The following is a 21939-nucleotide window of genomic DNA, read 5'->3' on the forward strand; positions in this document are numbered from 1 at the left end:
GGAATTCATCGTCAGGTAGCAAACGTGTGCCTCGCATCATTAAAGGTAAAGCCTGTTCGGACCGTTATACTGGCGACATCTCGTGCCGATTCACGGCAATCCACATTTTTCAGCCACCACAAAGGGAGCGGCGGGTGAGTCTCACAGTCATTGCGCAGCGTATGGGTATAACCGGCTTTCAGCGCCTGGTGACTGGCCTTGTCTTGAGTACCTTGCTGGTTGGTTGTTCCAGCAACAAATCGAGTGACGTACGCGTCGTCGATCGTAATAACGCCGTCGCCCAGCGTCCGGCAGTGACCACGGGGCAGTATGTCGTCCGGCCTAAGGACACACTGTTCTCCATCGCGTTTCGCTACGGCTGGGACTACAAGGCTCTCGCGGCGCGTAACAATATTCCAGAGCCCTACACCATTCATCCGGGTCAGACGATTCGCTTTGACGGCCGTACCGGTTCAACACCGATAGCTCCGACAGCAGCGGTCAGTTCGGCCAGTTCTACGCCTTCGTCGTCAAGTAAAACCACGGTTATCCGGCGCCAGGTAAACGGCACGACGACCAGTACAACCGTGGTTGCACCGTCCGTCGCCAACAAGCCTGCACCCGCTCCGTTGCCTCCCGCGGGCCCGGCCCCGACCGGCTGGGGATGGCCATCTAATGGCATTCTGATTGGAAAGTTCTCCTCAAACGGCAGTTTGAATAAAGGAATTGATATCGCCGGAGATTTGGGACAGCCTGTTTTAGCTGCGTCTGATGGGACGGTGGTATACGCCGGGAGTGGCTTAAGGGGCTACGGCGAATTAGTCATCATCAAACACAGCGAAACCTACGTCAGTGCCTACGGACATAACCGCAGGCTGTTGGTTCGGGAGGGGCAGCAGGTCAAAGTCGGACAGACAATTGCCGAAATGGGGTCAACGGGAACAGACCGGGTGAAACTGCATTTTGAGATTCGCCGCCAGGGTAAACCTGTAGATCCGCTGCAATTCCTGCCACGTCGTTGACCGCTTACCAGCCTGTTCCGTCACGTAGAGGGAACAGGCTCCAGCGTTGCCAAGGATAAAGGCGTCGCTTGAGCTTGAGGTCGAACTCACCAAAGGACTATAACAATGGCTCTCAGTAAAGAAGTGCCGGAGTTTGACATCGACGATGAGGTTCTCCTGATGGAGACCGGCATCGGTACGGATTCGATGTCGAATGATGAAGGGGCTGCTCCACCTTCCGTTCGTGCCAAATCCAAACACTCCGCTTCGTTAAAGCAACACAAATACATTGACTACACGCGTGCACTCGATGCTACGCAGCTGTACCTCAATGAGATTGGTTTCTCCCCTCTGCTGTCCCCCGAAGAAGAAGTTCATTTTGCACGCTTGTCGCAAAGTGGCGATCCGGCCGGGCGCAAACGCATGATTGAAAGCAACCTGCGGCTGGTGGTGAAAATCGCCCGGCGTTACGTCAATCGTGGGCTGTCGCTGCTGGACCTGATCGAAGAGGGCAACCTCGGGCTGATCCGGGCGGTAGAGAAATTCGACCCTGAACGCGGCTTCCGCTTTTCGACCTACGCTACCTGGTGGATTCGTCAGACCATCGAGCGCGCAATCATGAATCAGACCCGGACCATCCGGTTGCCGATCCATGTGGTCAAAGAGCTCAACGTGTACTTGCGGGCCGCACGGGAGCTGACGCAAAAGCTCGATCACGAACCCTCACCCGAAGAAATCGCCAACCTGCTGGAAAAACCGGTGGGAGAGGTCAAGCGCATGCTCGGCTTGAACGAGCGGGTTTCTTCGGTCGACGTCTCGCTGGGTCCGGATTCGGATAAAACCCTGCTGGACACTCTTACTGATGACCGCCCAACCGATCCATGCGAACTGCTGCAGGATGACGACCTGTCCCAGAGCATTGATCAATGGCTCTCTGAGCTGACCGACAAACAGCGTGAAGTGGTGATACGCCGCTTTGGGCTGCGGGGGCATGAGAGCAGCACGCTGGAAGACGTAGGCCTGGAAATTGGCCTGACCCGTGAACGGGTCAGACAGATTCAGGTTGAAGGACTGAAGCGCCTTCGGGAGATCCTCGAGAAAAATGGTCTGTCGAGCGAGTCGCTGTTTCAATAAGCATATCGCTTGAGCAATCAGCAAAAAGCCTCGACTGGTTCGGGGCTTTTTGTTTTCTGGATGATGAGCCTTGCGCCACCTCGGCTTTGTAGTCTTGCGTTGTAAGTCTTCGCTTACTCTTTCGTAAGTGTTCGTTATTTTTACAGTGCGGCAGTCGTCCATCGCGCGATATCGTGTCGTTCAACCTCTTGATTTATCGGCTTATTATTTAATATTAAGCGGATGTGACAGGCTCTTTTGTTGATCTGGGTCGTTTGTCATCGCGAGGGAATTCTCTAGTATCTGAACTGTGTCGACGGACAGACACGCCCTTCAAGGACGAGGGGAATGGATATCGCAGGAAGCGATTCATCAGGACGATGAAAAGGAACACAGGGAATAGGGAAAAAATGTGGGCGGATCAAACCGCCCCTTTTTTTTGCCTGCAGAAAAGCAAAAAGGCCCACAAGGGGCCTTTTCAAGAACGCGGGGGAAATCAGCGTTCCAGGTGTTCGATCTTGCCTGTCTTACCATCCCAGTCGGCGGAATCGGGCAATGGGTCTTTCCGTTCAGTGATGTTTGGCCAAACCTCGGCCAGCTCCATGTTCAGCTGAATGAAGTTTTCCATACCTGCGGGTACTTCATCTTCAGAGAAGATGGCCACGGCAGGGCATTCTGGTTCGCACAGTGCGCAGTCGATGCACTCATCCGGGTGAATCACCAGGAAGTTCGGGCCTTCGTAAAAGCAGTCCACCGGACAAACTTCTACGCAGTCGGTGTACTTGCACTTGATGCAGTTGTCGGTGACGACGAAGGTCATTTCTAATTTTCTCCTCAGGCGGCGGCAGCGGAGCCCCTTCACGTTGGGGTCGCCAGGTTCGGGAGCGATAGTCTGCAGGCCAGGCTATTAGCCTGCAGCATCCCAAACCGCGCGAGATTCTAACAGCTTGCAGGCAAGTGCGTTAGATCCGTGTCTTCAGTGTATAGAGCATTTCAAGCGCGCGACGCGGTGTCATGTCATCCAGATCAAGTTTGGCCAGTTCATCCAGTACCGGGTGCGGCAGGCTGGCGAACATGTCGCTCTGCTGCGGTGCGGCCTGTTTGCCCTTGCTTGGCTTCGGCACTTCATGGGGCAACGCGGTGGCTTCCAGCCGGCCCAAGTGCTCGCGAGCGCGGACGATCACTTCGCTCGGCACGCCGGCCAATTGCGCAACGGCCAGGCCATAGCTCTGGCTGGCAGGGCCGGGCAGGACGTGGTGCAGGAACACGATGCGCTCGTTGTGCTCGGTGGCATTGAGGTGCACGTTGGCCACCAGCGGTTGCGCTTCCGGCAGCACTGTCAGCTCGAAGTAGTGGGTGGCGAACAGCGTGTAAGCCCGCAGATGTGCCAGGCGTTCGGCGGCGGCCCAGGCCAGGGACAGACCGTCGAAGGTGCTGGTGCCGCGACCGACTTCGTCCATCAGCACCAGGCTGCGCTCGGTGGCGTTGTGAAGGATGTTGGCGGTTTCGCTCATTTCGACCATGAAGGTCGAGCGTCCACCCGCAAGGTCATCGCTGGAGCCGATCCGGGTAAAGATCCGGTCCACCAGGGACAGTTCGCAACTGGCCGCCGGCACGAAACTGCCGATATGCGCCAGCAGCACGATAAGCGCGGTCTGACGCATATAGGTGGATTTACCGCCCATATTCGGACCGGTGATCACCAGCATGCGCGTGTTGTCGTCCAGGCTCAGGTCGTTGGCCACGAATGGCGTGGTCAGCACTTGCTCGACCACCGGGTGGCGACCCTGGCTGATGCGCATGCAAGGTTCGTCGACGAAGCGCGGGCAGTTGAGGTCGAGGTTCAGCGCGCGTTCGGCGAGGTTGCTCAGCACATCCAGCTCGGCCAGCGCAGCGGCGGTGTCTTGCAGCGGCGGCAACTGGGCGATCAGGTCTTCGAGCAATGCTTCATAGAGCATTTTCTCGCGGGCCAGGGCGCGGCTCTTGGCCGACAGCGCCTTGTCTTCGAAAGCCTTCAGTTCCGGTGTGATGAAGCGTTCGGCGCCTTTTAGCGTCTGGCGGCGGATATAGTCGGCGGGCGCCGATTCGGCCTGCTTGCTCGGCAACTCGATGAAGTAACCGTGAATGCGGTTGTACCCGACCTTCAGGTGCGACAGGCCAGTGCGAGCCTTTTCCCGTGCTTCTAGGTCGATCAGGAACTGCCCGGCGTTTTCGCTGAGCGATTGCAAATCGTCCAGCTCGGCGTCATAACCGGTTTTCAACACGCCGCCGTCACGGATGACTGCCGGCGGGTTGTCGATGATGGCTTTTTCCAGCAGCGCCGCGAGTTCCGGATAGGTGCTGGTGGTCTTCGCCAATTGAATGATGTGCGGCGCTTCCAGCTCAGTCATTGCCACTTGCAGCTCCGGCAGTGCACCGAGCGCATCGCGCAGGCGAGCCAGGTCCCGAGGACGGGCATTGCGCAGGCCGATCCGCGCCAGAATCCGCTCGATGTCGCCGATTTCCTTGAGCTGCGGTTGCAGTTTTTCGAAACGGTAAGCGTCGAGCAGGCAGGTAATCGAGGTCTGGCGCGCCAGCAATACAGTCAGATCACGCAATGGGCGATTCAACCAGCGGGTCAGCAGACGGCTGCCCATGGCGGTCTGGCAACGGTCGACCACCGATTGCAACGTATTGTCGCGACCGCCGGCCAGGTTGGTATCCAGCTCCAGGTTTCGACGGCTCGCACCGTCCAGCACCACGGTGTCGTCCAGGCGTTCATGGCGCAGGCTGCGCAAATGGGGCAGGGCGGTGCGCTGGGTTTCCTTGGCGTAGCTGAGCAGGCAACCGGCGGCGCCGATGGCCAGGGTCAGGTTCTCGCAGCCAAAACCTTTCAAGTCCTGGGTCGAGAACTGTTGGCAGAGACTTTTCAGCGCCGAGTCGCGCTCGAAATCCCACGGTGCACGACGACGAACCCCACGACGTTTCTCCGCCGGCAAATCCTTCGGCCAGTCATCCGGGATCATCAGCTCCACCGGATTGACCCGCTCCAGTTCCGCCAACAGGTTTTCCCAGCCTTTGATTTCCAGCACCGTGAAGTTGCCGCTGGTGATGTCCAGCACCGCCAGGCCGAACAAGCGCTCGTCACCCAACACTGCCGCGATCAGGTTATCCCGACGCTCATCCAGCAACGCTTCATCGCTCACTGTCCCAGGCGTGATGATCCGCACTACCTGACGATCCACCGGCCCTTTGCTGGTCGCTGGGTCGCCGACCTGCTCACAGATCACCACCGACTCGCCGAGCTTCACCAGTTTCGCCAGGTAACCTTCCGCGGCATGGTAAGGAATCCCACACATCGGAATCGCCTGGCCGGCCGATTGCCCACGAGCGGTCAAGGTGATGTCCAGTAACTTGGCGGCTTTCTTCGCGTCTTCGTAGAAGATTTCGTAGAAATCGCCCATGCGATAGAACATCAGCTGGTCAGGGTGCTGGTTCTTCAACCGCCAGTACTGCTGCATCATCGGCGTGTGGGAGGACAGATCGGAGAGTGCTTTATTCATCGGATAATCAGGCAAATTCGTTGAAAGGTGTAGGGCAAAGGAGGGGCGTCGGCCCGGCTTTTCCGCGATGGGCGCAAGGTTAACATGGGCGGTCAGCCTGACGCAGGCATGAAAGCTGCGCGGGGTGTCTCTCGCCGCGCATCCGCGCCATCACCCGCTAACATTTTGATCGACTCCGTGCCTTGCAAGCGCGATACGCTCGTGTACGGTAGTTCTCATTCCGCTCGATCAGGAGATGACCGTGAAAGAAATCACCCAACTGGCCGCTGAACTTGGCAGGCGCTTGCAGGTTCTGAATGCCCACGTCACTGCCGCCGAGTCTTGTACCGGCGGTGGGATCAGTGAAGCGATCACCCGGATCCCGGGCAGTTCGGCGTGGTTCGAGGCCGGTTATGTGACGTACTCCAACCGCCAGAAGACCCAACAACTGAATGTCCCGGAAGCGTTGTTTTCAACGGTGGGGGCCGTCAGTCGCGAAGTGGTCGAGGCGATGGTCCATGGCGCGCAGGAAAAAAGCCGGGCGCATTTTGCCGTGGCGGTCAGCGGTGTGGCCGGGCCGGATGGCGGCTCGCCGAGTAAGCCGGTGGGCACTGTCTGGCTGGCCTGGGGCGTGGGTGAGCAGGTGTTCAGCGAGGTGCAGCACTTCCCCGGCAACCGCGACGAGGTCCGCCGACAAACGGTGAAGGCCGCGCTAGAGGGGCTGCTGCGCCATGCGGCGGGAGAAATCTCAAATCAGGGGTAGGCGATCCTGAATCGCTGTGGAATAATACTGGCTACTTATACAGGTGTTGGCCGTCAGGCCTTATTGATTACGTGAGGACTTTAATGGACGACAACAAGAAGAAAGCCTTGGCTGCGGCCCTGGGTCAGATCGAACGTCAATTCGGCAAGGGTGCCGTAATGCGTATGGGCGATCAGGACCGTCAGGCGATCCCGGCTATTTCCACTGGCTCTCTGGGTCTGGACATCGCGCTCGGCATTGGCGGTCTGCCAAAAGGCCGTATCGTTGAGATCTACGGTCCTGAATCCTCCGGTAAAACCACGCTGACACTGTCCGTGATCGCCCAGGCTCAAAAAGCCGGTGCGACCTGCGCATTCGTCGACGCCGAACACGCCCTCGATCCTGAATACGCCGGCAAACTGGGCGTCAACGTCGACGACCTGCTGGTCTCCCAGCCGGACACCGGCGAGCAGGCCCTGGAAATCACCGACATGCTGGTGCGTTCCAATGCGGTTGACGTGATCATCGTCGACTCCGTGGCCGCCCTGGTTCCGAAGGCTGAAATCGAAGGCGAAATGGGTGACATGCACGTGGGCCTGCAAGCCCGCCTGATGTCCCAGGCGCTGCGTAAAATCACCGGTAACATCAAGAACGCCAACTGCCTGGTTATCTTCATCAACCAGATCCGTATGAAAATCGGCGTGATGTTCGGCAGCCCGGAAACCACCACCGGTGGTAACGCGCTGAAGTTCTACGCGTCGGTTCGTCTGGACATCCGCCGTACTGGCGCGGTGAAAGAAGGTGATGAAGTTGTCGGTAGCGAAACCCGCGTCAAGGTTGTAAAGAACAAGGTCGCTTCGCCGTTCCGTCAGGCCGAGTTCCAGATTCTTTACGGCAAGGGCATCTACCTCAACGGTGAAATGATCGACCTGGGTGTTCTGCACGGTTTCGTCGAGAAGTCCGGTGCCTGGTATGCCTATGAAGGCACCAAGATCGGTCAGGGCAAGGCTAACTCGGCCAAGTTCCTGGCAGACAATCCGGAAATCGCCGCCAAGCTCGAGAAGCAGCTGCGCGACAAGCTGCTGACTCCAGCGCCGGACGTCAAAGCATCGCCAGTCAAAGAGACTGCTGATGACCTGGCTGACGCTGATATCTGATTGAACCGATGACCGCCGTACTCGATACACTCGTCGCGGTGCGGCGAACCGCAATGGACCTGCTCGCGCGACGCGAGCACGGTCGAGTCGAGCTGATGCGTAAACTGCGTCAGCGCGGCGCCCTCCCTGAAATGATCGACACCGCACTCGACCGCTTGACGGAAGAGGGCCTGCTGTCTGAATCCCGTTACCTCGAATGCTTCGTTTCCTACCGTGCCCGATCTGGTTATGGCCCTTTGCGTATTCGCGAAGAGTTGAGTCAGCGCGGTTTGCAGCGCACTGACATCGAACTCGCTTTACGCGAGAGTGGTATCGACTGGCAGGAACAACTGGAAGACACCTGGCGGCGCAAGTTTTCCGGGCATCTACCGATAGATGCCCGGGAGCGTGCTAAACAAGGCCGGTTCCTGAGTTATCGGGGTTATTCCATGGAAATGATCAGCCGCTTGTTCAGCGGCCGAGGGATGGACGATTGAACAAAAAACCAGCGCGACCTGTAGCAGCTGGCGAAGCCTGCGTTCGGCTGCGCAGCAGTCGTAAAATCTGAACGCGCGGTATTCCTGATACACCGGGTTGTCTGATTTTACGACTGCTGCGCAGCCGAACGCAGGCTTCGCCAGCTGCTACATGTCGCGTTTGTTTCCCCCTCACGTAACCTTTGACGGCTCCCGCGTGCGTTGTTGAGCCTGAGGTTTGGACTGCGCCCAGTTTTCCGGCAGGTTGATGTAGTCCACCAGTTCTCGCAGACGCCCGTGATCACGGGCGTTGAAGGTGAAGGCCAGTCGCGCCAGATGGCTGAATTGCGCTTCGTCGTGCTCTTCGCCGCTGTAGGCATGCTGATGGAAATGATCGCTCAGACACAGGTCGGCAAATGCTTCCTGCATGTGCTCGAGCGCACGGTCGCTGAGTTTATGGTTCATGCGAATGATGAACTGATGTTTGAGCCAGCGACTGGAGTGGAAGTTGCTGTAGAACTGATTGATCTGTTCCACCGCTTCTTCAGCGCTGTACACCAGGCTTACGAGCTTCATGTCAGTTGGCAGGATGTAGCGATTTTCCTCCAGTTGATGGTGTATGAAGTCCAGCGCGCCTTGCCAGAACTTACCGCCCGGCGCGTCCAGGAGCACCACGGGTACCAGTGGGCTTTTGCCGGTCTGGATCAACGTCAGCACTTCGAGCGCTTCATCCAGCGTGCCGAAACCGCCAGGGCACAGGACCAGCGCATCGGCTTCCTTGACGAAGAACAACTTGCGAGTAAAGAAGAAGTGAAAGGGCAGCAGGTTGGCGGTGCCGTTCACGGTGGGATTGGCATGCTGCTCAAAAGGCAGGGTGATGTTGAATCCCAGGCTGTGATCGCGGCCGGCGCCTTCGTGCGCTGCCGCCATGATGCCGCCACCGGCACCGGTGATGACCATGAGGTCCGAGCGCGCGAGCGCGGCGCCAAGTTCTCGGGCCAGACCATAAAGCGGATGCTCGATCGGTGTTCGCGCCGAGCCAAACACGGTGACTTTGCGCCGACCTCTGAACTGTTCGAGCACACGGAAGGCGTGCTCCAGTTCGCGAAGGGCTTGCAGGGTGATCTTGGCATTCCAACGGTTGTGATCTTCCTGAGCCATGCGCAGCACGGTCAGGATCATGTCGCGGTAAATCGGGATGTTCGGGCTGTTGGGTGAAACAAGGTTGAGTTGCTCTTCGACCTTGCTAGTGAGGTCGTGGCCGCTTTCTTCAAAATGACGGCTCAGGAGGTCATTTGGTTGGTAAGGCATCAACTTCTCCTTCCATACAGGCTCTGTTTTTCCCTTGGATGAAGGAAACATTCGCACAACAAGACGCGTAACGGGCAGCCCCTTTCCTGCCCTGAAAAGTGAACGAGAACACTATGAATCTAGACCCTCGCAGAGGATTGCGCTGACTTGATGATTGCGCTGCAAAGTCTTTCCTGGCAACCGCTTATTGACGATTTGCAAGGTGATTTCACCGCTCGTCTGAACGCAAGCCAAGTGTCCGTCAGTCTGATTTACTAAGTTACAGGTGTGACACGACAACTATGCGTCAAAGGCAAGACGCACGGGACATGCAGTTCTAAGGATTTATCGCGCCATCAAGGGCGAAGGGCAGGGAGGCGGTAGCCATGACCAGAGTCATTCTGGAGATCGATACGCAACTGTATCGATTGTTGAAGTCCTCGGCCGAGACCAATCATTTGAGTCTCGAAGAGGAGTGCTGCCGGCGGCTGGAGGGAGCCGACCGGCGCTCGCGTTACTTGCAGGCGCTGGTGGCAGAGTTGCGCGCCGAGGATGAGCAACGGCGCGCCAATTCGCGGTAATTACTTTTTCTTGGCCGGTGTGGCTTTCGGGCAATCCGATTCCTGGAAGCTTGCGGAGCCGACTGCGCGATTGGTCTTCACCTCGGTAAAGTCGTAACGCATGACCGCGCCCTTTGCCATCAGCTTGCGATACCCCGGGTTGTTGCATACGGAGGAGCCAAGCTGGAAGTACACCGCTTTTGGATCGGCGCGCATCTTTTGGGCGTGGCTGCTTTGCACGCTCAAGTGATTGATCAGCGTATTTCCTTCGACGGTGTAGCCCTGATCAAGAATGTCTTCGTTGATCGCCCGTGGCGTGCCGGCGCTGCTTTGTGCGGCGACGTTTCGCAGCTCTCTGTTGAGATTCTGCTCACTCAAGGACGCAGCCTGAGCGTTGAAGGACGACGCCAGCAGAATGGCAGCGGTGGGAACGATAAGGCGCAGCATGAAACTCTCCTGGTTCAGTGACTGGTGGTTCGACCAGCCACGTGACTGTGCGTTCAGTGGCGGCGAATTATAGGGGAGCACGTCTGGACGGTACAGGCTTGTGCCGGCCGCTCTGGTAAACTGCCAACCTTTATTGCCCCTGAGTGCTGTTCGTGTCGAGTTTTCCTGTCTGCCGGCGTTGCCCACGATGAACCACGCCCCAAACGCCGTAGCCCGCTTGCGCGATGAGCGCGAAGAGGAAGGTATCAAGCCGATTCAGGCCCGTGGCTGGAGGGCTCCGCGCTGCCGCGCCTGCCGTGTGATCGAGAGTCATTGTCTGTGCGCCTGGCGCCCACAGGTCGAGACCCGCTCCGGCGTATGCCTGATCATGACCAACAAAGAAGTATTCAAACCGAGTAACACCGGTTGGCTGATCGCAGACGTAGTGCGCGACAACCATGCGTTCATCTGGTCGCGTACGGAAACCGACCCGAAGTTGCTGGCACTGCTCGCCGACCCCCAATGGCAACCGTATCTGGTCTTTCCAGGCGAGTACGTTGCGCCGGAGCGGGTGACAAACACGGTCGAGGTCGATAACGCCAAACGGCCACTGTTCATTCTGCTGGACGCGACCTGGACCGAAGCCCGGAAGATTTTCCGTAAAAGCCCTTATTTCGATGCGCTCCCGATCTTGAGCCTGCTGCCCGAGAAGTTGTCCCGCTATCGGTTGCGCCGATCGACGCGCAGTGAGCACCTGTGCACGGCTGAAGTGGCGGCGTTGTGTCTCGATCTGGCGGGCGATGTCGCGGCTGCATCGGCACTGGACGCTTATTTCGACGTGTTCAGCCAGCATTACCTGGATGCCAAGCATCAGCTTGAAATGAATGTTTCAACACCGGCACACGCCGAGCTGATGCCCTTTGTGCAGAACGGCGCCCCAGCCATGTGCTGATTGTCGCCCATACTGCAAAGAACTGTACTGGCCAAGCACCTTGACCACCCCGGCTTCGCTGGGCATGCTTGGCGCCGATTGGGGCGCGGCCAAGGTTTGATACGCCGTATGCTTTACGTGAACAAGCTACGTGAATAGTCACGTAATTGGCGTTGAACGTGCCCTGCTGGTGCAGCTTCGTGGCTGTACCTCGAGTTGTTTGAAAAACAGGATCATTTGAAAAATGGCCACATACGAAATCCTGATTGCCGATGACCACCCTCTTTTTCGTAGCGCCTTGCATCAAGCATTGACGCTGGGTCTTGGCCCGGACGTCCGTCTGGTAGAAGTGGCAAGTATTGCCGAGCTGGAAACCCGACTGGACGAAAAGGCTGATTGGGACCTGGTGCTGCTGGACCTGAACATGCCGGGGGCGTACGGTTTTTCCGGGCTGGTGTTGTTGCGCGGTCAGTACCCGCAGATTCCGGTGGTCATGGTATCGGCCCAGGAAGAAGCTTCGATCATGGTGAAGTCCCGTGAATTCGGTGCCAGCGGCTTTATTCCTAAATCGAGCGACCTGGGCGTCATTCAAAAGGCCGTACGCGCGGTATTGGAGGGTGACGTTTTCTGGCCGCCTCAGGCCTTCGAAGCGGTTAGCGTTTCCGTCGAAGCCAAAGCCGCCAGCGAAGGCCTCGCGAGCCTGACGCCGCAGCAATTCCGGGTGTTGACCATGGTCTGTGAAGGGTTGTTGAACAAGCAGATCGCCTATGAACTGAGCGTTTCCGAAGCGACGATCAAGGCGCACGTCACGGCGATTTTTCGTAAGCTGAATGTGCGGACCCGGACTCAGGCCGCGTTGCTGCTGCAACAACTTGAGTCAATTTCAAGCCATTAAAGCGTTACATGTTCACGCTTTTTTGACCAAGCTTCATCTAGCTTTCCCATTCCTTTTTGGTCAGTTGCCTACTCTATGTCACCTTTCAAAGGCCAGACCGGCCTAAAACGCATCCTCAATGCCTCCGGTTATTCGCTGGATGGCTTGCGCGCAGCCTTCACCGGTGAAGCCGCATTTCGGCAACTGGTGTTGCTCAACGTCATCCTGATTCCGATTTCATTCTTCTTGAATGTCAGCCGCGTCGAGCAGGCGCTGCTGATTGCCGTCTGCCTGTTGGCGTTGATCGTCGAGTTGCTCAACTCGGCGGTGGAAGCGGCTATCGACCGCATATCCCTTGAGCTGCACCCGCTGTCCAAAAACGCCAAGGACATGGGCAGCGCCGCGCAGTTTGTGGCGCTTAGCATGATCGCGCTGGTTTGGGCGGTGATCCTGCTTTAAGCGATGGTGGGCAACACGATCTCGTCGCTGCGCTGGACCCCGGCGGTGAAGGCGCGGCACAGATCGAGGAACTCGCGCATTGCCGACGTTTGATATTTCTGTTTGTGCCAGATGAAATAGAACTGTCGCGCCAGGTCCAGGTCCGGTGTCTCCACCGGCACCAGGCTGCCGCGCCGGAATGCGTCGCGCAGTGCCAGGCGCGAAATGCAGCCTATCCCCAGCCCTGACTCCACCGCGCGTTTAATCGCTTCAGTGTGTTCCAGCTCCAGGCGAATATTTAGCGAACTGCGGTGATGACGCATGGCCTGGTCAAAGGTCAGTCGCGTGCCCGAACCTTGCTCGCGCAGGATCCACGCCTCGTGGCTCAGTTCGTCCATGGTCGCGGTGCCGCGAATGGCCAGCGGATGCTGCGGCGCGCAAAACACCACCAGCTCATCCTCGACCCAGCTCTGCACTTCGATGTCCGGATGACTGCAGTCGCCTTCGATAAGACCCAGATCAATTTCATAGTGGGCAACTTGCTGCACGATGTTGGCGGTGTTCTGTACATGCAGCTTCACCTGGCTTTCCGGGTGGCGCTGCATGAAGCTGCCGATGAGCAACGTCGCCAGGTAATTGCCGATGGTCAGGGTCGCGCCCACCGCCAGCGAGCCGAAACCGGACTTGCCGTTGAGCAGGTCTTCGATTTCCTTGGCCTGGTCGAGCAACGCCACGGCTTGCGGCAGGAGCTGTTTGCCGAGGGCGTTGAGGCTCAGCCGTTTGCCCGCGCGGTCGAACAGCTGGCAGCTGGACTGGCGCTCTAGCTCGGTGATGGAGGTGCTCGCCGCCGATTGCGAAAGGTTGAGCAAGCCCGCAGCACGGGATACGCTTTCTTGCTGGGCGACGGCGACGAATACTTGAAGTTGACGGAGAGTAAATCGCATATCTATATAACCGATAACCCTTATCTTAATAATCCATTTAACAGATATTGTCGCTGCCATTAGAATGCGATGCAATTGCGCACATCATCGGCGCAGGCAAAATCTCCAGGAGTCCGACGTACATGAGCAACATGAACCACGAGCGTGTCCTCAGTGTTCACCACTGGAACGACACTCTGTTCAGCTTCAAGTGCACCCGCGATCCGGGCCTGCGCTTCGAGAACGGTCAGTTCGTGATGATCGGCCTGCAACAGCCCAACGGCCGCCCGCTTATGCGCGCTTATTCGATTGCCAGCCCGAACTGGGAAGAGCATCTCGAGTTTTTCAGCATCAAGGTGCCTGATGGCCCGCTGACTTCCCAGCTGCAGCATCTGAAGGAAGGCGACGAGATCATCATCAGCAAGAAGCCTACCGGCACGCTGGTACTGGACGACTTGAAGCCTGGCAAACATTTGTACCTGCTCAGCACCGGTACCGGTCTGGCGCCGTTCATGAGCGTCATCCAGGACCCGGAAACCTACGAGCGTTTCGAAAAAGTGATCCTGTGCCACGGCGTGCGTTACGTCAACGAAGTCGCTTACCGCGAATTCATCACCGAGCACCTGCCGCAGAACGAGTTCTTCGGCGACGCCTTGCGTGACAAGTTGATCTACTACCCGACCGTGACCCGCGAGCCGTTCGAGAACGAAGGCCGCCTGACCGACCTGATGCGCAGCGGCAAGCTGTTCAGCGACATCGGCCTGCCACCGATCAACCCGCAGGACGACCGCGCCATGTTGTGCGGCAGCCCGAGCATGCTCGACGAAACCAGCGAAGTGCTGAACAGCTTCGGCCTGAAAGTTTCGCCGCGGATGCGCGAGCCGGGTGACTACCTGATCGAGCGTGCGTTCGTCGAGAAGTAAGCAACACCGCAACATCGAAAAATCCCCATTGCCTGCGCAGGCAATGGGGATTTTTTTATGCCAGATACAATACCTGTAGGAGCTGCCGCAGGCTGCGATCTTTTGACTTTGAGCTTCTGTCCACAAGGGCAAGATCAAAAGATCGCAGCCTTCGGCAGCTCCTACGCGTTGGATGCGGGGATGACTTCCAGGACGCGGATCACGCCGGATTCGGGGTAATGCCATCGCACATCCAGGTCCCAGAACTGCGCGCCATATTCCCGCTCAGGCGTAGGAACCTGGTACGCCGGACGTGGGTCTTGCGCCAGACATTGCTCGATCAGCTCCACCAGCGGCTCTTCAAGGCGCTGAGCATGGCCATGCGCCTGTTGCAGCGCTGAGTCTGCCCATCGCACGGGAATCAGCTGCGGCGCAGCGCTGGCGATACTGTTGGAGGCGGTGTCGATGATGTCGGCGTAAGGCACGTAGGGTTTGATGTCGAGAATGGGTGTGCCGTCCAGCAAGTCGATGCCGGATATCCACAGGCGATCGGCTTCTACCTTGTCCAGCTTCACCACGGATTGTCCGATGCCATTGGGCCGATGCGTCGCGCGGGTGGCGAACACCCCCATGGATTTGTTGCCACCGAGGCGAGGAGGGCGGACTTTGAGGCGTGGCTTTTCTTCCAGGGCCTGATGAAACAGAAACAGCAGCCAGACGTGGCTGACCTGTTCCAGCCCCTGCACCGCATCACCCTGATCGAAAGGTGCCACCAATTCCAGAACACCGCGAGCGGCCGGGGCCAGTTGCGGTTGGCGAGGAATGGCGAACTTCTCCTTGAAGCAGGAGCGCACGAAGCCGATGGGGGAAACGCTGTAGGTCATGGTTTGGGGTCGAGGCAGGATTGAGGTGGGCATGATAACCCGAGCGGCCTTGGAATCGATGTTGACTGGCAGGGCCTCTTCGCGAGCAAACCCGCTCCCACAGTAGATCGATGGCGCTTAGGAGATCCAATGTGGGAGCGGGCTTGCTCGCGAAGGCCGCGCCGCCGATCTAGAGACTAAACCCACCATCCAAAGGAATGATATTTCCGGTCATATAGGCCCCAGCCGTACTCGCCAGACTAATCGCCAGCGCCGCCATCTCTTCCTCCCGACCCCAGCGTTTCATCGGAATCAACGCCGTATCTTGCGCGAGCGCCAGTTCATCATTGCCAATGTGCTGCGTCATCTTGCTTGGAAAACGTCCCGGGGCAATCACGTTGACGTTGATGTGCTGGCTCACCAACTCCCGCGCCAGAATCCGCGACAGCTGATGTAAGGCAGCCTTGCTGGGTCCGTAGGCATAAGCCTGTTCACCAAAGGAAGAAATTCCCGCCACCGATCCGATGTTAATGATCCGCGCCGGATTCGTTTCCGAGCCAGCCTTTCGCAGCAGCGGCAGGAACTGCTGGATGCAGTTGAACACCGACGTCACGTTGAGCTGCATGACCTTTTCCCAGCCCTTGATCGGGTAACTCTCCAGCGGCGCGCCCCAGGTGGTACCAGCGTTGTTCACCAGAATATCCAGGTGAGAGATCTGTTCGCCCAGTCGCGTGGCCAGTTGCAACACGCCTTCTTCGGTTGCCAGATTGGCCGCCACCCCGTGGCATTGACCGAGAGCGCTCAACTCCTCGGCGGTTTGCAGGCAGGCCTCGGCATCCCGGGCGCAGACGTACACGGTTGCGCCAGCCTCGACATAAGCCTTGGCGATCATTTTGCCGATACCACGGGTGCCGCCGGTCACCAGAGCGGTGCGGCCTTGTAGGGAAAAGTAGGGATGCATGGCGAGTCCTGAGGGTTAGGGTGCAAAACACCCTAGTCTTCAGCCGCCAGAAGCGGAGCCACTATTTTTGCGAGGAATGAGGATCTATACAGCCTGCCACCACCCCCTGTAGGAGCTGCCGCAGGCTGCGATCTTTTGATCTTGATCTTAATCCTAAAAGACAAAGTCAAAAGATCGCAGCCTGCGGCAGCTCCTACAGGGGGCACAGTGATTATTGCGGGCGAACGCGCAGGGTCAGGCCCTTGAGGAAGTTACGCAGCAACTGGTCGCCACAGGTGCGGTAGTTGGTGTGGCCGAACTTGCGGAACAGCGCGCTCAGCTCAGGCTTGGACACCGGGAACTCGGCGGCCTTGAGGATCGCGTGCATGTCGTCTTCCTTCAGTTCGAAAGCCACTCGCAGTTTTTTCAGAATGATGTTGTTGGTCACCGGCACTTCGATCGGCTGCGGCGGACGGCTTTCGTCCTTGCCGCGTTTGAAAATCACCAGGCCGTCGAGGAAATGCGCCATGACTTCGTCCGGGCAGCGTACGAAGCCTTCCTCGTCCTCTTCTTTCTTGTCGAGGTAAGTCAACAGGTCTTCCAGGCTCACGTCCATGCCGCCGAGCTTGATGAGCTCGATGACTTTTTTGTCGCTGATGTCGAGCATGTAGCGCACGCTGCGCAGTACGTCGTTATGAATCATGGTGTGCAATCCTGATATTCAGCAGTGGGCGCCGCATAAGCCGCGGCGCCGAAATGTAGGGCGGCGTGAAAAGTCTTAGAACTTCTCTTTGCCGGACAGGTAGCGCCATTGCCCCAACGGCACTTTGCCGATGGACACGCCGCCGATGCGGATGCGGCGGATGGCGACGACCTTCAGGCCAACGGCCTGGCAGAACAGGGCAATCACGCCCGGTTGTGGGTTCTTCATCGCAAAACGCAGGCGGTTTTCGTTCTGCCAGCTGGCTTTGACCGGCGGCAGTTCCTTACCCTTGTAGGTCAGGCCGTGGTTCAGGCGGTTGAGGCCGTGAGCCACCATCTCGCCTTCAACCTCGACCACATACTCTTGCTCGATCTTCGCGGAGTCGGCGGTCAGTTTGCGCAGGATCTTCCAGTCCTGGGTAAACACCAGCAAACCGCTGGCGTTGGCCTGCAGGTCGGTGCTGGCGGTCAGCCGCAGGAAGTGGCCCTTGAGCGGACGTTTGCTGAAGCGGTGTTCTTCGCTCAGGGTCTCGGCACTGAGGGTTGCCATGGCCGTTTCCGCGTCCATGCCCACCGGCACGTTCAGCAGAATGGTCACTGGCTCTGGTGCCGTGGCCTTGGCTTCTGGATCGAGCTCGACTTTCTGCGTGTCGACCTTGAATTGCGGCTCGTCGATGACTTCACCGTCAACGGTGACCCAGCCGCCCTCGATGAACAGCTCAGCCTCCCGACGGGAACAGCCGACGAGTTCGATGAGGCGTTTGGAGAGACGAATCGGGTCAGTCATGACAGGGCCGTAACAAAAAAGGGGTGGGCATTGTACCTGCTGGGCGCCGGTTAATCCCGGCCCCATTTGCGCGTAGAGCTTTTTTGTAGGAGCTGGCTTGCCTGCGATGGATTCAAGAGCGCCGCGTTTATCCTGAAAGAACGCTTTATCGTTAACCACCATCGCTGGCAAGCCAGCTCCTACAGTTGTTCGGTGTTATGTCAGCCATGTTGTGAATATTGCTGGTTTTGCCGCAAACGCATATGCAGCAACGGATACGGCTGGCCCATGCCATCGACTTCGGAGCGGCCGATCACCTCAAACCCCTGCTTGAAGTAAAACCCCAGCGCTTGCGGGTTCTGCTCGTTGACGTCCAGCTCATCGGCGTTCAAGTGTTCCATGGCATAGCGCAACAACTGTTTCCCCAAGCCCTGGCCACGATGTGCCGGGTCGATGAAGAGCATTTCTATCTTGCCCGCAGCCACCCCGGCAAACCCGGTAATGCGCTGGCGCGGGTCTTTGGTGCAGATCAGCATCACCGCGTCGAGGTAGCGAGTCAGCACCAGGTTCTTCAGCAGCTCGATGTAGCTTTCGGGCAGGAAGTCGTGGGTAGCGCGCACCGAGGCTTCCCAGACTTGCGTGAGTTCTGCGTAATCGCTCTGTTTCGGCGTGTGGATGACCGAATGTTGGCGCATGGCCAAATGCCCCTTTTTTCGTTGATTGTGCGAGTCCTTTCTCTCACAAAACGATAGACGTAAAAAAGCCCCGCATCTCGTCAAGAGAGCGGGGCTTTTCGTATTTTTTGCGTTTAGATCTGTTCAGCCCACAGGTCGTATTCGTCAGCGTCGGTGACTTTGCACCAGACTTTGTCGCCCGGCTTCAAGTTGCTGCCGTTGTCGATGAATACGTTGCCGTCGATTTCCGGGGCATCGAAGAAGCAACGGCCGACCGCGCCTTGTTCGTCGACTTCGTCGACCAATACTTCGATTTCACGGCCGACGCGCATTTGCAGGCGCGCCGAGCTGATGGCTTGTTGGTGCGCCATGAAGCGGTCCCAACGGTCCTGCTTGACGTCGTCCGGCACGATGGCCGCGTCCAGCAGATTGGCCGGGGCGCCTTCTACCGGCGAGTACTGGAAGCAGCCGACGCGGTCGAGCTGGGCTTCGGTCAGCCAGTTCAGCAGGTACTGGAAGTCTTCTTCGGTTTCGCCAGGGAAGCCGACGATGAAGGTCGAACGGATGATCAGGTCCGGGCAGATCTCGCGCCAGTTCTTGATGCGGGCCAGGGTCTTGTCTTCGAAGGCCGGGCGTTTCATGGCTTTCAGGACTTTCGGGCTGGCGTGCTGGAACGGGATGTCCAGGTACGGCAGGATTTTCCCGGCGGCCATCAGCGGGATCAGTTCGTCAACGTGCGGGTACGGGTAAACGTAGTGCAAGCGAACCCAGACACCGAGGGTACTCAGGGCTTCGCAGAGTTCGGTCATGCGGGTTTTCACCGGTGCGCCGTTCCAGAAACCGGTGCGGTATTTCACGTCGACGCCATAGGCACTGGTGTCCTGGGAGATCACCAACAGCTCTTTGACGCCGGCCTTGACCAGGCGCTGGGCCTCGTCGAGCACATCACCGACCGGGCGGCTGACCAGTTTGCCGCGCATCGACGGGATGATGCAGAAGCTGCAGCTGTGGTTGCAGCCTTCGGAAATCTTCAGGTAGGCGTAGTGGCGCGGGGTCAGTTTGATCCCTTGCGGCGGCACCAGGTCGATCAGCGGGTTGTGATCCTGGCGCGGCGGCACGGCGTCGTGCACGGCGTTGACCACCTGCTCGTACTGCTGCGGACCGGTCACTGCCAGCACGCTCGGGTGCACCTTGCGGATGTTGCCTTCTTCGACGCCCATGCAGCCGGTCACGATGACCTTGCCGTTTTCCTTGATGGCTTCGCCGATCACTTCCAGCGATTCAGCCTTGGCCGAGTCGATGAAACCGCAGGTGTTGACGACCACGACGTCGGCGTCCTGATACGTGGACACCACGTCATAGCCTTCCATGCGCAGCTGGGTAAGGATGCGCTCGGAGTCGACCAGTGCTTTGGGGCAACCCAGGGATACGAAGCCAACCTTTGGATTGGCCGGCGCAGGAGTGGTGGACATGTCTAACCTCGGTATTTGTGACGCCTCCAGCCGAAGACGGCAAGGCGACCTACGGGCACTTGGTGTGCCTCTGATCAAAAAGTGCGCAATTCTAGCGATGAGACGCTCAGTTGACCAGCTTTATGCAGGGAAATACGACGAGTGCTGCGCTATGCTTCGCGCCGTAACGCTTTACCGAATTTTTACAGTCAACAAAACGTCTGTAACCGTAAGTAAAACAGCGCATGCTGCGGGCAAAGCATAGTGCTTCTTCAAAAGAAGCCCGGTCTGGGTAGTAGGAGTGGTGGATGGGTCAGGCAAGTAGTCAGGCAGCGAGCGCTGGGCATTCGGCGGCGAAGCCGATCGGCATGCTGGTCGCGGCGGTTGGGGTGGTTTATGGCGATATCGGCACGAGCCCGCTGTACACCCTCAAAGAAGTGTTTTCCAGTGCCTATGGCGTGCCCGTCAATCATGACGGGGTCTTGGGGATTCTGGCGCTGATCTTCTGGTCGCTGATCTGGGTCGTGTCGATCAAGTACATGATGTTCGTACTGCGCGCCGACAACCAGGGCGAAGGCGGGATCATGGCCTTGACCGCACTGGCCCGGCGGGCGGCGGCGGGGCATCCGAAGTTGCGTGGTTTTCTGGTGGTCTGCGGGCTGATCGGCGCGGCGCTGTTCTACGGCGACAGCATGATCACACCGGCGATCTCCGTATTGTCGGCGATTGAAGGCCTGGGCCTGGCATTCGATGGCATCGACCATTGGGTCGTCCCGTTGTCTTTGGTCGTACTGGTGGCGCTGTTCCTGATCCAGAGTCACGGCACCGCAAGAATCGGCATTCTGTTCGGCCCGATCATGGTCACCTGGTTTGTGGTGCTGGGGGCGCTGGGTGTCTACGGCATCCTGCAGCACCCGGAAGTGTTGCACGCGATGAACCCGATGTGGGGCGTGCGCTTCTTCATGGACCACCCTGGCATGGGCGTGACGATCCTCGGCGCGGTGGTGCTGGCACTGACGGGTGCCGAAGCGCTGTACGCCGACATGGGCCACTTCGGCCGCAAGCCGATTGCTCGTGCGTGGTTCATTCTGGTGCTACCGGCGCTGGTACTGAACTACTTCGGCCAGGGGGCGCTGCTGCTCGGTGATCCGGAAGCCGCGCGCAACCCGTTCTATCTGTTGGCACCGAGCTGGGCGCTGATTCCATTGGTAGGGTTGTCGACCCTGGCCACGGTGATTGCCTCCCAAGCGGTGATTTCCGGTGCGTTCTCCCTGACCCGTCAGGCGATCCAGCTCGGTTACATTCCACGGATGCACATTCGGCACACCTCCAGCGCCGAACAAGGCCAGATCTACATCGGTGCGGTGAACTGGGCGCTGATGGTCGGTGTGATTTTGCTGGTGCTGGGTTTCGAATCCTCAGGTGCGCTGGCTTCGGCCTACGGCGTGGCCGTGACCGGGACCATGCTGATGACCACCATCCTGGTGTCGGCGGTGATATTGCTGCTGTGGAAATGGCCTCCGGTACTCGCGGTGCCGCTGTTGATCGGCTTCCTGTTGGTGGACGGTCTGTACTTCGCCGCCAACGTGCCGAAAATCGTTCAGGGCGGGGCGTTCCCGGTGATCGCCGGGATCGTGCTGTTTGTCCTGATGACCACCTGGAAACGCGGCAAGCAACTGCTGGTCGAGCGTCTCGACGAAGGTGGTTTGCCACTGCCGATTTTCATCAGCAGCATCGCTGTGCAACCACCGCATCGCGTCCAGGGCACAGCCGTGTTCCTCACGGCGCGGCCCGACGCCGTGCCTCATGCACTGTTGCACAACCTGCTGCATAACCAGGTGCTGCACGAGCAAGTGGTGCTGCTGACGGTGGTGTACGAAGACATTCCGCGGGTACCTGCATCCCGGCGTTTCGAGGTCGATTCCTACGGCGAAGGTTTCTTTCGGGTGATCCTGCACTTTGGCTTCGTCGACGAGCCCGACGTACCGCAGGCGTTGAAGCTGTGTCATCTGGATGACCTGGACTTCAGCCCGATGCGCACCACCTACTTCCTCAGTCGCGAGACAGTGATCGCCTCCAAACTCGAAGGCATGGCCCGCTGGCGTGAAGCGCTGTTCGCGTTCATGTTGCAGAACGCCAACGGCAACCTGCGCTTTTTCAACCTGCCGCTGAACCGGGTGATTGAGCTGGGTACTCAGGTAGAAATGTAAGCCCCATCAAAAAGCCCCCGC

At 58.4% G+C, this 21939-nt stretch carries 22 protein-coding genes; 11 read left to right on the forward strand and 11 right to left on the reverse strand.

Annotated elements, in window-relative coordinates; translation table 11 throughout:
• The first annotated feature begins 134 nt into the window (after positions 1-134).
• A complete protein-coding gene (locus tag ACA052_RS05765; RefSeq protein WP_497650272.1) occupies positions 135-1001 on the forward strand; it encodes a peptidoglycan DD-metalloendopeptidase family protein in 867 nt (288 codons plus the stop codon).
• Between the two features lie 105 nt (positions 1002-1106).
• Positions 1107-2114 (forward strand): RNA polymerase sigma factor RpoS, encoded by a 1008-nt coding sequence (rpoS, locus tag ACA052_RS05770; RefSeq protein ID WP_008154012.1) that lies wholly within the window; start codon positions 1107-1109, stop codon positions 2112-2114.
• A 475-nt stretch (positions 2115-2589) separates the two neighbouring features.
• Here the strand turns inward: rpoS and fdxA are convergent, their stop codons facing one another.
• Positions 2590-2913 (reverse strand): ferredoxin FdxA, encoded by a 324-nt coding sequence (gene fdxA, locus ACA052_RS05775; protein ID WP_497648786.1) that lies wholly within the window; start codon positions 2911-2913, stop codon positions 2590-2592.
• Positions 2914-3055: 142 nt separating this feature from the next.
• The gene (gene mutS, locus ACA052_RS05780; protein WP_497648787.1) at positions 3056-5635 is read right to left on the reverse strand and encodes a DNA mismatch repair protein MutS; all 2580 of its coding nucleotides are present in this window, start codon (positions 5633-5635) and stop codon (positions 3056-3058) included.
• A gap of 241 nt (positions 5636-5876) precedes the next feature.
• Here mutS and ACA052_RS05785 point away from each other — a divergent pair, with 241 nt between their 5' ends.
• From ACA052_RS05785 to recX, 3 genes are all read left to right on the forward strand, one after another.
• A complete protein-coding gene (locus ACA052_RS05785) occupies positions 5877-6377 on the forward strand; it encodes a CinA family protein (protein ID WP_497648788.1) in 501 nt (166 codons plus the stop codon).
• An 83-nt stretch (positions 6378-6460) separates the two neighbouring features.
• On the forward strand, positions 6461-7513 hold the full coding sequence (recA, locus tag ACA052_RS05790; RefSeq protein WP_007907270.1) for a recombinase RecA: 1053 nt from the start codon (positions 6461-6463) through the stop codon (positions 7511-7513).
• Between the two features lie 8 nt (positions 7514-7521).
• On the forward strand, positions 7522-7989 hold the full coding sequence (gene recX, locus ACA052_RS05795) for a recombination regulator RecX (RefSeq protein WP_497648789.1): 468 nt from the start codon (positions 7522-7524) through the stop codon (positions 7987-7989).
• 171 nt (positions 7990-8160) lie between these two features.
• On the opposite strand, the gene ACA052_RS05800 is transcribed toward recX, so the two are convergent.
• Positions 8161-9279 carry an LOG family protein gene (locus tag ACA052_RS05800; protein WP_497648790.1) on the reverse strand — a complete coding sequence of 373 codons (1119 nt, stop codon included), beginning with the start codon at positions 9277-9279 and terminating at the stop codon, positions 8161-8163.
• 365 nt (positions 9280-9644) lie between these two features.
• Between ACA052_RS05800 and ACA052_RS05805 the strand changes: the two genes are divergently transcribed.
• Entirely contained in the window at positions 9645-9839 is a 195-nt protein-coding gene (locus tag ACA052_RS05805; protein WP_497648791.1) for a hypothetical protein, read from the forward strand.
• Here the strand turns inward: ACA052_RS05805 and ACA052_RS05810 are convergent, their stop codons facing one another.
• Positions 9840-10265, reverse strand: coding sequence for a PA3611 family quorum-sensing-regulated virulence factor (locus tag ACA052_RS05810; RefSeq protein WP_497648792.1), 426 nt, complete (start codon positions 10263-10265; stop codon positions 9840-9842). It lies immediately after the preceding gene.
• 187 nt (positions 10266-10452) lie between these two features.
• Here ACA052_RS05810 and ACA052_RS05815 point away from each other — a divergent pair, with 187 nt between their 5' ends.
• The 3 genes from ACA052_RS05815 to ACA052_RS05825 all read left to right on the forward strand — a co-directional run bounded on the left by ACA052_RS05815 (position 10453) and on the right by ACA052_RS05825 (position 12508).
• The gene (locus tag ACA052_RS05815) at positions 10453-11196 is read left to right on the forward strand and encodes a tRNA-uridine aminocarboxypropyltransferase (RefSeq protein ID WP_497648793.1); all 744 of its coding nucleotides are present in this window, start codon (positions 10453-10455) and stop codon (positions 11194-11196) included.
• A 223-nt stretch (positions 11197-11419) separates the two neighbouring features.
• Entirely contained in the window at positions 11420-12070 is a 651-nt protein-coding gene (erdR, locus tag ACA052_RS05820) for a response regulator transcription factor ErdR (RefSeq protein ID WP_497648794.1), read from the forward strand.
• 75 nt (positions 12071-12145) lie between these two features.
• Positions 12146-12508 carry a diacylglycerol kinase gene (locus ACA052_RS05825; protein ID WP_046029258.1) on the forward strand — a complete coding sequence of 121 codons (363 nt, stop codon included), beginning with the start codon at positions 12146-12148 and terminating at the stop codon, positions 12506-12508.
• On the opposite strand, the gene ACA052_RS05830 is transcribed toward ACA052_RS05825, so the two are convergent.
• Positions 12505-13431 (reverse strand): LysR family transcriptional regulator, encoded by a 927-nt coding sequence (locus tag ACA052_RS05830; RefSeq protein WP_461951593.1) that lies wholly within the window; start codon positions 13429-13431, stop codon positions 12505-12507. The two genes, ACA052_RS05825 and ACA052_RS05830, sit on opposite strands and share 4 nt — an antisense overlap.
• Before the next feature lie 122 nt (positions 13432-13553).
• Here ACA052_RS05830 and fpr point away from each other — a divergent pair, with 122 nt between their 5' ends.
• A complete protein-coding gene (gene fpr, locus ACA052_RS05835) occupies positions 13554-14333 on the forward strand; it encodes a ferredoxin-NADP reductase (protein ID WP_008054100.1) in 780 nt (259 codons plus the stop codon).
• Between the two features lie 161 nt (positions 14334-14494).
• Here the strand turns inward: fpr and tsaA are convergent, their stop codons facing one another.
• The 6 genes from tsaA to rimO all read right to left on the reverse strand — a co-directional run bounded on the left by tsaA (position 14495) and on the right by rimO (position 19729).
• Positions 14495-15196: a tRNA (N6-threonylcarbamoyladenosine(37)-N6)-methyltransferase TrmO gene (gene tsaA, locus ACA052_RS05840; RefSeq protein WP_497650273.1), complete on the reverse strand. Its 702-nt coding sequence runs from the start codon at positions 15194-15196 to the stop codon at positions 14495-14497.
• A gap of 169 nt (positions 15197-15365) precedes the next feature.
• Positions 15366-16136, reverse strand: coding sequence for an SDR family oxidoreductase (locus ACA052_RS05845; protein ID WP_497648795.1), 771 nt, complete (start codon positions 16134-16136; stop codon positions 15366-15368).
• Between the two features lie 211 nt (positions 16137-16347).
• Entirely contained in the window at positions 16348-16818 is a 471-nt protein-coding gene (locus ACA052_RS05850) for a YehS family protein (protein ID WP_497648796.1), read from the reverse strand.
• A gap of 75 nt (positions 16819-16893) precedes the next feature.
• Positions 16894-17604 (reverse strand): rRNA pseudouridine synthase, encoded by a 711-nt coding sequence (locus ACA052_RS05855; protein ID WP_480419880.1) that lies wholly within the window; start codon positions 17602-17604, stop codon positions 16894-16896.
• A gap of 200 nt (positions 17605-17804) precedes the next feature.
• Positions 17805-18278: a GNAT family N-acetyltransferase gene (locus ACA052_RS05860; protein ID WP_497648797.1), complete on the reverse strand. Its 474-nt coding sequence runs from the start codon at positions 18276-18278 to the stop codon at positions 17805-17807.
• Between the two features lie 113 nt (positions 18279-18391).
• Positions 18392-19729, reverse strand: a complete 1338-nt coding sequence (gene rimO, locus ACA052_RS05865; RefSeq protein ID WP_064676142.1) for a 30S ribosomal protein S12 methylthiotransferase RimO — start codon at positions 19727-19729, stop codon at positions 18392-18394.
• A gap of 287 nt (positions 19730-20016) precedes the next feature.
• On the opposite strand from rimO, the gene ACA052_RS05870 reads away from it, so the two are divergent.
• A complete protein-coding gene (locus ACA052_RS05870) occupies positions 20017-21918 on the forward strand; it encodes a potassium transporter Kup (protein ID WP_497648798.1) in 1902 nt (633 codons plus the stop codon).
• Positions 21919-21939 lie beyond the last annotated feature (21 nt).

The organism is Pseudomonas sp. LBUM1644 (genome assembly GCF_059716195.1).